12 protein-coding genes are annotated in these 12,548 nt (G+C 74.9%); 1 reads left to right on the top strand and 11 read right to left on the bottom strand.

All coding sequences use genetic code 11. From position 1 onward, the window contains the following. Nucleotide 1: 1 nt before the first annotated feature. A complete protein-coding gene (locus AC0VX2_RS02780; protein ID WP_136940097.1) occupies nucleotides 2-898 on the bottom strand; it encodes a CPBP family intramembrane glutamic endopeptidase in 897 nt (298 codons plus the stop codon). A 140-nt stretch (nucleotides 899-1,038) separates the two neighbouring features. Here AC0VX2_RS02780 and AC0VX2_RS02775 point away from each other — a divergent pair, with 140 nt between their 5' ends. Next, nucleotides 1,039-2,115, top strand: a complete 1,077-nt coding sequence (locus AC0VX2_RS02775) for a phosphotransferase (RefSeq protein ID WP_101965799.1) — start codon at nucleotides 1,039-1,041, stop codon at nucleotides 2,113-2,115. Between the two features lie 15 nt (nucleotides 2,116-2,130). Here AC0VX2_RS02775 and gatB read toward each other — a convergent pair whose 3' ends face one another. From gatB to AC0VX2_RS02725, 10 genes are all read right to left on the bottom strand, one after another. Continuing rightward, nucleotides 2,131-3,636 carry an Asp-tRNA(Asn)/Glu-tRNA(Gln) amidotransferase subunit GatB gene (gene gatB, locus AC0VX2_RS02770; protein WP_101965798.1) on the bottom strand — a complete coding sequence of 502 codons (1,506 nt, stop codon included), beginning with the start codon at nucleotides 3,634-3,636 and terminating at the stop codon, nucleotides 2,131-2,133. After that, a complete protein-coding gene (gene gatA, locus AC0VX2_RS02765; RefSeq protein WP_186303264.1) occupies nucleotides 3,633-5,249 on the bottom strand; it encodes an Asp-tRNA(Asn)/Glu-tRNA(Gln) amidotransferase subunit GatA in 1,617 nt (538 codons plus the stop codon). The genes gatB and gatA overlap by 4 nt, the downstream gene beginning before the upstream one ends. Nucleotides 5,250-5,257: 8 nt before the next feature. Further along, entirely contained in the window at nucleotides 5,258-5,554 is a 297-nt protein-coding gene (gatC, locus tag AC0VX2_RS02760) for an Asp-tRNA(Asn)/Glu-tRNA(Gln) amidotransferase subunit GatC (protein WP_002854348.1), read from the bottom strand. Nucleotides 5,555-5,758: 204 nt separating this feature from the next. After that, nucleotides 5,759-6,283, bottom strand: a complete 525-nt coding sequence (locus AC0VX2_RS02755; RefSeq protein WP_095347191.1) for a GNAT family N-acetyltransferase — start codon at nucleotides 6,281-6,283, stop codon at nucleotides 5,759-5,761. Beyond that, nucleotides 6,280-6,762: a hypothetical protein gene (locus tag AC0VX2_RS02750; RefSeq protein WP_095695461.1), complete on the bottom strand. Its 483-nt coding sequence runs from the start codon at nucleotides 6,760-6,762 to the stop codon at nucleotides 6,280-6,282. The genes AC0VX2_RS02755 and AC0VX2_RS02750 overlap by 4 nt, the downstream gene beginning before the upstream one ends. Then, nucleotides 6,759-7,676, bottom strand: coding sequence for an inositol monophosphatase family protein (locus AC0VX2_RS02745; protein WP_020625516.1), 918 nt, complete (start codon nucleotides 7,674-7,676; stop codon nucleotides 6,759-6,761). Before AC0VX2_RS02745 ends, AC0VX2_RS02750 begins: the two co-directional genes overlap by 4 nt. Then, nucleotides 7,673-10,066, bottom strand: coding sequence for an NAD-dependent DNA ligase LigA (gene ligA / locus AC0VX2_RS02740; RefSeq protein WP_251393465.1), 2,394 nt, complete (start codon nucleotides 10,064-10,066; stop codon nucleotides 7,673-7,675). Before ligA ends, AC0VX2_RS02745 begins: the two co-directional genes overlap by 4 nt. Nucleotides 10,067-10,106: 40 nt before the next feature. Continuing rightward, a complete protein-coding gene (locus AC0VX2_RS02735) occupies nucleotides 10,107-10,865 on the bottom strand; it encodes a PP2C family protein-serine/threonine phosphatase (RefSeq protein WP_144819580.1) in 759 nt (252 codons plus the stop codon). Nucleotides 10,866-10,876: 11 nt separating this feature from the next. Beyond that, a complete protein-coding gene (locus AC0VX2_RS02730; RefSeq protein WP_041103544.1) occupies nucleotides 10,877-12,016 on the bottom strand; it encodes an adenylate/guanylate cyclase domain-containing protein in 1,140 nt (379 codons plus the stop codon). Then, nucleotides 12,013-12,540 carry a PH domain-containing protein gene (locus AC0VX2_RS02725; protein WP_144819581.1) on the bottom strand — a complete coding sequence of 176 codons (528 nt, stop codon included), beginning with the start codon at nucleotides 12,538-12,540 and terminating at the stop codon, nucleotides 12,013-12,015. Before AC0VX2_RS02725 ends, AC0VX2_RS02730 begins: the two co-directional genes overlap by 4 nt. Nucleotides 12,541-12,548: the final 8 nt, after the last annotated feature.

Genomic DNA, 12,548 nt, shown 5'->3' with positions numbered 1-12,548 from the left:
CTCAGCCGAGCAGCCCCGCCCGCGCCAGCAGCGGGTAGCCGACGAACCCGACGGCGTCCAGCAGCGTGTGCGCGATGACCAGCGGCATCACCCGGCGCACCCGCAGGAACACGAGCGCGAACACCACACCCATCAGGGCGTTGCCCACGCCCGGCCCGATCCCCTGGTACAGGTGGTACGCCCCGCGCAGCAGCGCGAGGGCGAGCACGACGACGGCCACGCGGGTCGGCAGGAACAGCCCCTCGGCGCTCGCCCACGACGACGGCACGGCCGGCGCCGGATCGCGTGCCAGGCCCGCGGCGCGCAGCCGCTGCAGATACCCGAGGCGGTCGACGAGCCAGGCGCCCACGATGACCTCCTCCAGCAGTCCGTGCCGCAGCGCGGAGAGCAGCAGGACCGGCACCTGGTACCAGCTCTCCCCGAGCGCCGAGCCGACGATCGCCGTCGTGATCCCCAGGGCCCGGCCGGCGGCGTAGACGCCGAGCGTGCCCAGCCCGATGGCCGCGAACAGGCCCAGGCCCCAGGCCAAGTCGCGGCCGGGGCGGCGCAGGTCGAGGCCGAGCACCCGGAACGGGTTCCGGCCGCGCAGGTGCATCAGGTGCAGCACGAGGGCCACCGGCACGAGCGCGAACCCGATGCCGAGCAGCTGATAGGTCAGGTCGAAGGCCCAGCGGTCGGCCAGGGCCGGGTTGAGGACGGTGGTCTGCTCGCCGAGCGGGGCCTGGGTGGCCTTGTCGATGAGCTGGACGATCGCATAGACCGCCGACTTCCCCAGGGAGAGGCCGAGGACGATCGCGATCTCCCACCGCACCGTGCGCGCGGACGGGGCGGGCAGCGCGGGGGCGGGTCGGACGGCCGGGCCGGCCGGGGTGCGGGACGTGCGCGGGGTGGCGGGCATGCCCCCCAGTATCCGCCCGCCCCTCTCCCCCCGGGCGCTTTCGAACGTGAGGGAGGGCCTGTCTCCCGTTCGAAAGTCCCCATTCCCCCGATGTCACGTTCGAAAGTCCGGGAGGGCGGAGGGAGGGTTAGCGTGGTCGTGTGGTCTCCCCGCCTGCCCCCAGCGAGCTCGAGCTGGTCCACCGCGCCCTGCAGCACCTCCGCCCCGGCCTCGACCCCGCCCTCGCCCGCCGGCTCCGCACAGCCGACTGGGCCGCGGCGTCCGTGGAGGAGGGCGGGCAGTTCCACCGCGTGCTGGTGCTCGAGGACGTCGGCGTCCTCCGGATGACGCGGGCCCACGAGGTCGGCGCCGCCCCCGCCGCGCGGTGGGCGCCCGAGCGGGACCCCGCGGCGCACCTGCCCCGGCGCCTGGCCCTCCTCGACGGGCTCGCCTCGGCCCTGGCCGAGCGCGACGTGCCGTGGGCCGTCCCGGTCGCCCTCTCGGACCCCGTCCCCGCGGGCCCGGGCGCCGCGGTGCTGCAGCGCTTCCTCCCGGGCGGGCCGCACCCGCCGCACGAGGGCGATCCGGCCGTGCTGCGCGGCGTCCTCGACGACCTCGCCGCCGTGGACGTCACCGACCCGCGGATCGCCCCGCACCTCGGCCGCCCGTTCGCGTTCCGCGGCCCGTGGACGCCGGAGCGCGCCCGGCACGTCGCGGCGCTGCCGGGGGCGGTCGCCGCGCGCCTGGGCGCGTGGGAGGGGCACGACGTCGACGCGCGGCTGGGCGCCGAGGCGTGGCCGGACGCGGTGGCTGCCCTCGCGGACGCGGTGACGACGTGGACCGCCGCGCCGCCCGTGCCGCCGTCGCTCGTGCACGGCGACCTGGCCGGGCACAACATGCGCTGGCGCGCCGTGCCCGAGGACGAGGACCCGCGCGCCCCGCTGCGCTGGGCGCTGGCCGGGGTGCTGGACTGGGACCTCGCGTGCGCGTGGGACCCGGCCCTCAACGTCGCCTACCTGGCGCTGTGGCACGGCGAGGAGAAGGTGCCCGACCTGGCCCGGGACGCGGCCGAGGCGCGCCGAGCCCGCGTGTGGCTCGGGGCGATGGCCCTGGAGACGCTCGACGACGCGGCGGCCCGGGACGTGATCGTCGGCGGGTTGGCCGCAGGGTCCTGGCGGCGCCTGCTGCGCAAGACCCTGCCCCGCGTGGCGCGGGCCCTCACCGCCCTGGACGGCTGAGGGCCCGCGCGGTCGTCAGGACACGCCCAGGCGCTCCAGGACGATCTCGCGGACGCGGCCGGCGTCGGCCTGCCCGCGGGTGGCCTTCATGACCGGGCCGATCAGGGCGCCGACGGCGGCCATCTTGCCGCCCTTGATCTTCTCGGCCACGTCCGGGTTGGCGGCGATCGCGGCGTCGACGGCCTCGGTGAGCGCGCCGTCGTCGGACACCACGGCCAGGCCCTTCGCCGAGACGACCTCCTTGGGGGCGCCCTCGCCGTCGGCCACCAGACCGAGCACCTGCTTGGCGATCTTGTCGTTGATCGTCTTCGCGGCGATCAGCTCCTCGATCTCCACCACGTGCGCCGGGGTGATCCCCAGCTCGGCGACGGCGACCTCACGGGCGTTCGCCAGGCGGGCGATCTCGCCCATCCACCACTTGCGGGCGGCCGCCGCGGAGGCGCCGGCCTCCACGGTCGCGACGATCTCGTCCAGGACGCCGGCGTTGACGACGTCGCGGAACTCCTCGTCCGAGAAGCCCCACTCGGCCTTGAGCCGCTTGTTCCGCACGGCCGGCAGCTCGGGCATGGCCGCGCGCACGCGCTCGACCCACGCGGCGTCCACGTGCACGGGCACGAGGTCCGGCTCGGGGAAGTACCGGTAGTCGTCCGCGTCCGACTTCGGGCGGCCCGAGGTGGTGCTGCGGGTGTCCTCGTGCCAGTGGCGGGTCTCCTGCGTCACGGTGCCGCCCGCGGCGAGCACCGCGGCCTGGCGCTGGATCTCGTGGGTGACCGCGTGCTGCACGGCGCGCGTGGAGTTCACGTTCTTCGTCTCGGTGCGGGTGCCGAACTCGGTGGCGCCCTTGGGCATCAGCGAGACGTTCGCGTCGCAGCGGACGTTGCCGCGCTCCATCCGCGCGTCGGAGATGTCGATGGCCTGCACGATGTCCCGGATCGCGGTGACGTAGGCGCGGGCCAGCTCGGGGGCCCGCGCACCGGCGCCGACGATCGGCTTGGTGACGATCTCGATGAGCGGCACGCCCGCACGGTTGTAGTCGACGAGGGACGCGGAGGCGCCCTGGATCCGCCCGGAGCCGCCCACGTGGGTGAGCTTGCCGGCGTCGTCCTCGAGGTGCGCGCGCTCGATCTCCACGCGGAAGACCTCACCGTCCTCCAACTCGACGTCCAGGTGGCCGTCGAAGACGATCGGCTCGTCGTACTGGGAGGTCTGGAAGTTCTTCGGCGTGTCCGGGTAGAAGTAGTTCTTCCGCGCGAACCGGCAGGTCTCGGCGACCTGCGCGTCCAGGGCCACGCCCAGGCGGATCGCGTACTCCACGACCTTGCGGTTGAGCACCGGCAGGGTGCCCGGCAGGCCGAGGTCGAGCGGGGTCACGTTCGTGTTCGGCTCGTCGCCGAACGCGTTGGGCGCCGAGGAGAAGATCTTCGTGGCGGTGTTCAGCTCCACGTGCACCTCGAAGCCCAGCACGGGGTCGAAGCGCTCCATCGCCTCCGCGAAGTCCATGGTCTGCTCTGCGTGGCTCATGCCCGGCCTCCTGCCGTGGTCGCGGTGGTGGCGCGCTGCGCGCCCTTCTCCAGCTCGGGGGCCTCGGCCCACACCGGCCCGCCCCGGCGCTGGGCCACGAGGCGTTCGAGCGCGGCGCCGGCCTCGTACAGGCGCGCGTCCTCGCGCGCCGGTGCCATCAGCTGCAGGCCGTAGGGCAGCCCGTCGACGACGCCACCCGGCACGGACATGCCCGGGATGCCGGCGAGGTTGGCCGGGATGGTGGCCAGGTCGTTGACGTACATGGTCATCGGGTCGTCCGTCTTGGCGCCCAGCTCGAACGCCGGGGTCGGCGCGGTGGGCGTGAGGATGACGTCCACCTGCTCGAAGGCGCGGGCGAAGTCCTCCTGCACGAGCGTGCGGACCTTCTGCGCGGAGCCGTAGTAGGCGTCGTAGTAGCCGGCGGACAGCGCGTAGGTGCCCAGGATGATGCGGCGCTTGACCTCGGCGCCGAAGCCGGCGGCGCGGGTGGCGCCCATGACCTGCTCGATCGTGCCGCCGCCGTCGGGCACCACGCGGTGGCCGTAGCGGACGCCGTCGAAGCGGGCCAGGTTGGAGGAGGCCTCCGAGGGCATGATCAGGTAGTACGCGCCGAGGGCGGCGTCGAAGCTCGGGCAGGAGACCTCCACGATCTCCGCGCCGGCCTCCCGCAGGGCCGCGACGTGCTCGTCGAAGCCGGCTCGGATGCCCGGGTGGAACGCCTCCGCCGGCAGGTCCGTCACGACGCCGACGCGCAGCCCCGCCAGGTCGCGGCCGCGGGCAGCGGCGGTCAGGTCCGCCGGCGCGTCGGCCAGGGACGTGGAGTCCTGCGGGTCGGGGCCGCCGATGACCTGCTGCAGCGCCGCGGCGTCGGCCACGGTGCGGGCGGCGGGGCCGATCTGGTCCAGTGAGGAGGCCATCGCGATCAGGCCGTAGCGGGAGACGGCGCCGTAGGTGGGCTTCACGCCGACCGTGCCGGTGAACGCGGCGGGCTCACGGACGGAGCCGCCCGTGTCCGAGCCGAGGGCGAAGGGGGCCAGGAAGGCGGCGACGGCGGCCGCCGACCCGCCGCCCGAGCCGCCGGGCACGCGGTCCCCGTCCCACGGGTTGCGGGTGATGCCGAACGCGGAGTGCTCGGTGGAGCCGCCCATCGCGAACTCGTCGAGGTTGGTCTTGCCGAGGATCGGCAGGCGGGCCTCGCGGAGGCGGGCCACCACCGTGGCGTCGTACGGGCTGAGCCAGCCCTCGAGCATGCGGGAGGCGGCCGTGGTCGGCTGCCCGCGGGTGACGATGTTGTCCTTCACGGCCACGGGCACGCCGGCCAGCGGGTGCAGGGCGTCGGCCTCGGGGCCGCCGGCGGCGCGGATCGCGTCCACCTCGGCGGCGACGGCGAGGGCCTCGTCCGTGTTCACGTGGAGGTAGGCGCGCACGCCGCGGTCGCCGTCGGCGTCGGCGCGCACGTCGCCGTCGTGGGCCGCGATGCGGTCCAGGTGGGCCTGGACGAGCTCCACGGAGGTGGTGGTGCCGGCGCGCAGGCGCTCGGCCATCTGCAGCGCGGTGAGCCGGACGAGCTCGTCGGCGCCGAGGGTCGCGTTCACGTCGAACGTCTCGGTCATGGGGGTGATCACTCTCCGTCCAGGATGGCGGGGACCTTGAACTGGCCGTCCTCGGAGTCCGGCGCCTGGTCGAGGGCCTCCTCCTGCGTGAGCATGCCGGCCGGTACGTCCTCGCGGAACACGTTCTCCAACGCGATGGGGTGGGACGTCGGCGTCACGTCGTCGCCCGCGGCGGCCTGGACCGCGGAGACGTGCTCCAGGATCTTCTCCAGGTCGCCGGACATCGTGTCCAGCTCCTCGTCGGTCATCCGGATGTGGGCCAGGCGAGCCAGATGCTCCACCTGATCCCGGGTGATCTCAGGCATGGATCTCCTCGTGTGACGGGTCGGGGCGGGGTGGACGACGCCGGCGCGGCGGCGGCCACATCGGGGTCGAGTCTAGTGCCGGGGCCTGCCCGGCCGCCGCCACCGCTTCGAGGCGGGAGATCCACCCCACCGCGGCGCTCCGGGCCCGCATGACAGGGATTTCCCGCCCCGAATGGGGTCCCGGTGCCGATGTCCCGCCCGGGGTCAGTCCAGCGCGAGCCGGTAGACGAGGAACGGGCCGGTCTCGTCGGCCGGGTCGAGGTCCGGCACCACGTCCGCGAGGAGCCAGTCCCGCTCCGGGACGCGCACGAAGCCGGCGCGCTCGTACATCCGGTGGGCGTCGGTCATGGAGGGCATGGTGGTCAGCACGACGGCGTCCACGCCCTTCTCGGCGCGGGCCCGCGCCACGATCTCGGCCAGCAGGGCGCCGCCCACCCCGCGGCGGTGGAACCGCGGGTGCACGGCGAGCATGCGGAACTCGTACTCCCCGTCGCCGGAGGTCTCGGCCAGGGGCGAGCCGGGCGGGGTGAGCACCACGGACCCGGCCACCTCGCCGTCGACCTCGGCCACGAGCACCTCCGCGCGGCCGGCCCGGTCGGCCACGTCCATGAGGGTCTTCACGTAGGCGTCGTCGGGGGCGATGTGGCCGCCGTCGACATAGGACGCCAGGGTGAGCTCGGCGACCGCCTCGTGGTCCTCGGGGCGCAGCGGGCGGACGAGGGCGCTCATGCGTCGCCTCCGGCGTGCTGGCGCAGCGTGTCCTTCAGGCGGGCGCGGGTCGCGTCCGTGGCCACGACGTAGTCGCGCCGGCGCAGCCAGGCGGTGGGCACGGCCTGGTGGGGGTGGCCGTCGCGCGCCTCGTGCAGCCCCGCGAGGAACGTCGCGGCCGCCGGCTCCTGCCAGATGTTCACCCAGTAGGCGCGCTCCCGCTCCTGCGCCGTCAGTTCCTTGACCAGCCGCCTCGTGAACGAACAGCCCGGCCGCCAGAACACGACGACGCCGCCGCGCTCGACGTGCGCCTGCGCGCCGGCGAACGGCCGCGAGCGGACCCGGACCGCCCACCGGTACGTGACCGCGTAGCCGGCCAGGACGAGCCCGGCCACGATCATCCCGACCTGCTGCAGGCGCGTCCCCGCGATCATGAACGTCAGTCCGCCGGCCACGAACAGGACCGGGTAGAACCACGGGTCTCCGACGATCCGTCTCATGCCCTCTCCCCCGTCACGGCGGCCAGGGCGGACCCGTCCACGTCGCCGGCCACCATCCAGTCAGGATGTGCCGTGCCGTCCGCCGAGGCGGGCCGCGTCACCGCGACGCCGGCCTCCTCCGCCACCAACGCGCCGGCGGCCCAGTCGTACTCCTGCGTGCCGAACTCGGCGTACGCGTCCAGGGTGCCGTCGGCGACCATGCACAGATCCAGCGCCGCCGAGCCGATCCGCCGCACGTCCCCGAACGCGGGCAGCAGGGCCGCGAGCGCGCGCACCTGCAGGGCCCGGCGGGCGGGGTCGTAGCCGAAGCCGGTGGCGAGCAGTCGCCCCGAGCGTCCGGGCAGGGGACCGGTGAGCCGCACGGGGGCGGCATCGCGGTCGGGCAGGTCCACGCCCGCCGTCGTCGCGTCCGCGGTGCTGAAGGCGCCCCGGCCCGCGCTCGCGTACCAGGTGCGCCCCAGCGCGGGCGCCGCCACGACGCCGGCCAGCCAGCGTTCGGTGCCCTCGGCCACCCCCAGCAGGTCGGCGGTCTCGGCGTCCACCGGGCCGGTGACGGCCACCGAGGTGCAGAACTGCGGAAGCCCGCGCACGAAGTTCGTGGTGCCATCCAGCGGGTCGATGGACCAGCGGTACCCGGACGGCTCGGCCGGACGGGTGGCGCCGTACTCCTCGCCGGTGATCTCGTCCGAGGGGCGGTAGCCGGCGACGACCTCCCGGACGGCCTGCTCGGCGCGGCGGTCGTAGTCGGTGACCCAGTCGGAGCCGGAGGACTTCGTCTGCGCGCCGATCTCCTCGATGCCCAGCGGGACGGCCGGGTGGTGACCGGTCCAGCGCCGGGCCAGGACGTCCGCGCCGGCGCGCGCGGCGGCCTTGGCGACCACGAGCAGGCCCGGGACCGTGGTGCGCGCGCTCATGCCGAGGCCTCCCCCTCTGCGGCGCCGTCGGGGGCGTCGTCCGTGTCCGCCGGGCGCACCGCGTCCGGGCCACCGGCCAGCAGCGCCGTGAACCCGGCCTCGTCCAGCACGGGCACGCCGAGGGACTGCGCCTTGTCCAGCTTGGAGCCGGCGGCCTCGCCGGCCACCAGGAAGTCGGTCTTCTTGGACACGGACCCGGAGGCCTTGCCGCCGCGCACGAGGATCGCCTCCTTCGCGGAGTCGCGGGAGAAGCCCTCGAGCGAGCCGGTGACCACCACGGTCAGGCCCTCGAGCGTGCGCGGGGTCGACTCGTCCTGCTCGTCCTCCATGACCACGCCCGCCGCGGCCCAGCGGTCCACGATCTCCCGGTGCCAGTCCTCGGCGAACCACTCGATGAGCGCGTCCGCGATGATCGGACCGACGCCGTCGATCTCGGCCAACCGGTCCCGGTCGCCGGCCTCGGCCGCCGCGCGCAGCGCCGCCATCGAGCCGAACGCCGTGGCCAGCGAGCGGGCCGCCGTCGGGCCCACGTGCCGGATGGACAGCGCCACGAGGGTGCGCCACAGCGGCTGGGACTTGGCCTTCTCGAGCTCGTCGAACAGGCGGAGCGTGTTGGCCGTGGGCGCGGACGGCTTCTTCGCGGTGGCGGCGGTGAAGAAGTACGGCTTGAGCGTGAACACGCCCGAGGGCACCATGCGGCAGTCCACCTTCGTACGGCCCTCGCGCCACACGCGGACCTCGCCGAGGGAGCGCTGCAGGTCCGTCAGCCCGTCCTCGCCGCGGGGGCCCGTGATCTCCTCCGGCGTGCCGGAGGCGAGGTCGAAGATCTGCGCCTCCGCCGTGATGGGGCCGGGACCCTCGGGGCGCACCTGCCCCTCGTGCTCGGCCGGGTCCTCGCCGGGGCCCTGGACGAGCCAGCGGGCGGCCTCCTCGCCGAGCGCCTCCACGTCGAAGGCGCCGCGGCTGGCCAGGTGCTCGACGCGGCCGGCCAGCTGGGCCGGGCAGGAGCGGGCGTTGGGGCAGCGCAGGTCCACGTCCCCCTCCTTGGCCGGGGCCAGCGGCGTGCCGCACGAGGGGCAGTGCGCGGGCATGACGAACTCGCGCAGCTCCCGGCCCGCCTCGATCGCCTTCTCGCGCAGCGGCAGCACGGGGCCCACGACCTCGGGGATCACGTCCCCGGCCTTGCGCACCACCACGGTGTCCCCGATCAGCACGCCCTTGGCCTTGACCACGTCCTGGTTGTGCAGGGTGGCCAGGGAGACGGTGGACCCGGCCACGGTGACCGGCTCCATCACCGCGAACGGGGTCACCCGCCCGGTGCGGCCCACCGAGACCGCGATGTCCCGCAGCAGCGTGTGCACCTCCTCCGGCGGGTACTTGTACGCCGCGGCCCAGCGGGGCACGCGGGAGGTGTGGCCGAGGTAGCGCTGGTCCGCGAACGCGTCCGCCTTCAGCACGATGCCGTCGATCTCGTGGATCAGCTCGTGCCGGCGCCGGCCGTACTCCTCGATCACCGCGACGACGGCGGCCAACGCCTCCTCGTCCGCACCCTCCACCACGCGGGTGTAGGGGCTCACGGGCAGGCCCCAGCCCGCGAGCGCGTCGTACACCTCGTGCTGGGACTCCAGCCCGAACGCCTCGACCGAGCCGATGCCGTGCACGAACATGGCCAGCGGGCGCTGCGCGGTGACCGCCGGGTCCTTCTGACGCAGGGCGCCGGCGGCGGCGTTGCGCGGGTTCGCGAACGGCGTCTGGCCCTCCTCCGCACGGCGCGCGTTGAGCTCGGCGAAGGCGGCGGAGGACATGAACACCTCGCCGCGCACCTCGAACTCGGCGGGCCAGCCCTCGCCGGAGAGCTCGTGCGGGATGTCCCCGATGGTGCGCACGTTGGCGGTGACGTCCTCGCCCGTGACGCCGTCGCCGCGGGTGGCGGCCTGCACGAGCCGCCCGTCCCGGTAGCGCAGGGCGACGGCGAGCCCGTCGATCTTCACCTCCACGAGCCAGCGGGGCGCCACGCCCGGTCGCACCTGCGTCAGGGCCTGCGCCGCGCGGCGGAACCAGACCTCGAGCTCCTCGACGGAGAACAGGTCCTCGAGCGAGTACATGCGGGCCCCGTGCCGGACGGGGGCGAACGCCTCCGAGACCTCGCCGCCGACCTCCTGGGTGGGCGAGTCGTTGGCCACGAGCTCGGGGTGCAGGGCCTCGAGGTCCTCGAGGCGGCGGTACAGCGCGTCGTACTCGGCGTCCGAGATCTCCGGGGCGTCCCGCTGGTAGTAGGCGGTCCGGGCGGCGCGGACCCGCTCCACGAGGTCCTCGTACTCCTCCCGCAGGTCCGCGGCGGGGATGTCCTGCGGATCGGGCTGGGCGGCGGATTCCTTGGGGGTGCTCACCCGGCCCAGCGTAGTCGGCGTCCCGGACGGCGCACCCGGGTCAGGGGATGCGCACGAGCACCGCCGTGATGTTGTCCCGGCCGCCGCGCCACAGGGCGGCGCCGATGAGCTTCTCGAGGGCGTCCTCGAGGGTGTCGGCGTCGTCGATCAGCGCGCGGATCTCCTCGTCCAGCAGCTCGCCGGTCAGGCCGTCGCTGCACAGCAGGACGAGGTCCCCGGAGGCGAGGGGGACCTCGGCCATGTCCACCGTGAGCGCCTCGCGCGAGCCGAGCGCGCGGGTGATGACGTTGCGGCGCGGGTGGACGCGGGCTTCGGCGGGGGTGAGCTCCCCCGCGTCGACGAGCATCTGCACCGCCGAGTGGTCCACCGTGAGCTGCTGGAGCACCGGCGAGCCGACGGGCCGCAGGTACACCCGGGAGTCGCCGACGTTCGCCACGGCCCAGCGGCCGCGCTCCGTGTCCAGGCAGGCCAGGACGGTCAGGGTGGTGCCGGAGCGCCCCAGCCCGGCCTCGACGACGGCGGCGTCCGCCTCGTGGATCAGGTGGCCGAGCTCCTGGGGCGTGTGGGCCGTGCCCGGGGCGAGCACCTCGGGGGCGCGGCGGCGCAGGGTCTCGATCGCGGCGGCCGAGGCCACCTCGCCGGCCTCGTGCCCGCCCATGCCGTCGGCCACGGCGGCGAGCACCAGCGGCTCCCCGACGAGGGTCCACGCGTCCTCGTTCAGGTCGCGGACGGCGCCCACGTGGGTGGCGCCCGCGGCCTGGGGCCGCGGCGCGGACGGGGTCTCGGGGCGGGGGTCCACGGGGTCCTCGATCAGTCGGCGAGCAGGGTCTGGGCCGACCCGTCCAAGAGCAGGGAGGGGCGGACCTCTCCGAACCCGCGGACGATCCTGGGCGGCTGCGGGACGAGCACGAAGCGCTCGTCCCGGGACAGGGCCGCAGCGGTCATGGCGTCCACGAGCACGGTACCCGGATCGGCCAGGGACGTCAGCCGCGCGGCGAGGTTCACGGTGGGCCCGTAGATGTCCCCCATGCGGGAGAGCACCCGTCCCCATGTCAGGGCGACGCGCGCCGAGGGCAGCTCCTCGTCCGCGGCGATGGTCTCGGCCAGGGAGAGCGCGATCGCGGCGCCGGCCTCGGGGGTCTCGGCGTTGAACATGACCTCGTCGCCGATGGTCTTCACGAGCCAGCCGCCGCCGGCCGAGATGGTCTCCGCGGCGAGGGACTCGAAGCGCAGCACCATGCGGGCCAGCGTCCGGTCGTCCATGGTCCGGGAGAGCGTCGTGTAGGAGACCATGTCCGCGAAGCCGACGGCGCGGGCCAGCGGCAGCGGCGCATCCGACTCGGAGCCGTCGCGGCCCTGGGCGCTGGCCGCCAGCCCGGCCTCCACGCGCACGGTCAGGCGCTGGACGGCGCGGTTGAGCTGGCGCCGATAGACGATCCGCATGGCCTTCTCGAGCGGTCCGACCATGTCCGGGAGCATGTCGACGACGGCCCGCCGTGCCTCCGGGTCCGTCAGGCCCTCGGAGGCGATCTTGTCCTCCACGAGCGCCTCGATCTGCCACACCACCATGCGGTCCGTCATCTGCCCGATCGAGCGGGCCAGCGAGATGGCGGTGTCCTCGTTCAGCGTCCCCGAGCGTACGAGCGTGAGCACGGACTCGAACGCCTCGATGTCCGCCTCGGTGAAGGCCTTGTGCCCCTCCGGCGACGTCGGATAGCCCAGCGCACGCCAGATCTTCCGGGCGGAGGCCATCGAGACGCCGAGGCGCTGCGCCACCTCCCGTGAGGTGTAGGCGCGCGGGCCCACCACCAGGCCGGCGTCGAGCGTGCGCATCGCGCTCGTCCAGCCGGCGGGCTGGGCGGAGCGCTCCTCGACGTCGCGGGCGGTCTCGTCCTCAGCCGACGGGACGATCGGCAGCGGTGCGGTGTCCGGTGTCTCCGGACGGCTCATCGGAGGTCTCCTGTCGGGACGGGGGCGGGCCAGGTTGGGGTGCGGGCCTGGCGGGTGAGGTGGGCCAGGGCCTCCTCGAACCGCGCGGCCTCGGGGACGTCGCGCAGCCGCCAGTGGACCTGGCGGGCGGGCTCCTGGAAGAGGATGTGCAGGTCTCCGGCACCCGAGCCGCGGCGGCGCCGCTGCACGTCGGCGATGGACACGAGCGGCATGGCGGCACCGGAGTCGCCGACGCCGGCGCCCTGGAGGATGCGGCGGTCGGTGAGCACGGTGCGCCGGAAGACCCAGCGCCACAGCGGGCGGACGGTGCCGGGGAGCAGGACGAGCGCCGCGACCACCCACGCGGCCGCCTCGAGCACGGCGCGGTTCGCGGCGACGATCCCGGGCAGGTCGGGGCGTGCGAGCACGCCGACGGCCAGGCCGAGCAGGAACGCGACGGCCACGAGGACCGCGGCCGGGCGCAGCAGCGCGCGCGGGTGGGTGCGGGTGCGGACCATCACCTGCTCACCGGGCTCGAGTCGCACGGCGGTCA

This window comes from Micrococcus sp. iso_239 (assembly GCF_056173395.1).
Note: the sequence above shows the minus strand (reverse complement) of the source record. Positions and strands in the feature narration are given on the sequence as shown.

Excerpts from the sequence above, each read along its gene's own strand:
- AC0VX2_RS02745 (WP_020625516.1), bottom strand. The coding sequence starts at position 7,676 with ATGAGCGCGCGCACCACGGTCCCGGGCCTGCTCGTGGTCGCCAAGGCC.
- gatB (WP_101965798.1), bottom strand. The coding sequence starts at position 3,636 with ATGAGCCACGCAGAGCAGACCATGGACTTCGCGGAGGCGATGGAGCGC.
- gatC (WP_002854348.1), bottom strand. The coding sequence starts at position 5,554 with ATGCCTGAGATCACCCGGGATCAGGTGGAGCATCTGGCTCGCCTGGCC.
- AC0VX2_RS02755 (WP_095347191.1), bottom strand. The coding sequence starts at position 6,283 with ATGAGCGCCCTCGTCCGCCCGCTGCGCCCCGAGGACCACGAGGCGGTC.
- gatA (WP_186303264.1), bottom strand. The coding sequence starts at position 5,249 with ATGACCGAGACGTTCGACGTGAACGCGACCCTCGGCGCCGACGAGCTC.
- AC0VX2_RS02730 (WP_041103544.1), bottom strand. The coding sequence starts at position 12,016 with ATGAGCCGTCCGGAGACACCGGACACCGCACCGCTGCCGATCGTCCCG.
- AC0VX2_RS02780 (WP_136940097.1), bottom strand. The coding sequence starts at position 898 with ATGCCCGCCACCCCGCGCACGTCCCGCACCCCGGCCGGCCCGGCCGTC.
- AC0VX2_RS02750 (WP_095695461.1), bottom strand. The coding sequence starts at position 6,762 with ATGAGACGGATCGTCGGAGACCCGTGGTTCTACCCGGTCCTGTTCGTG.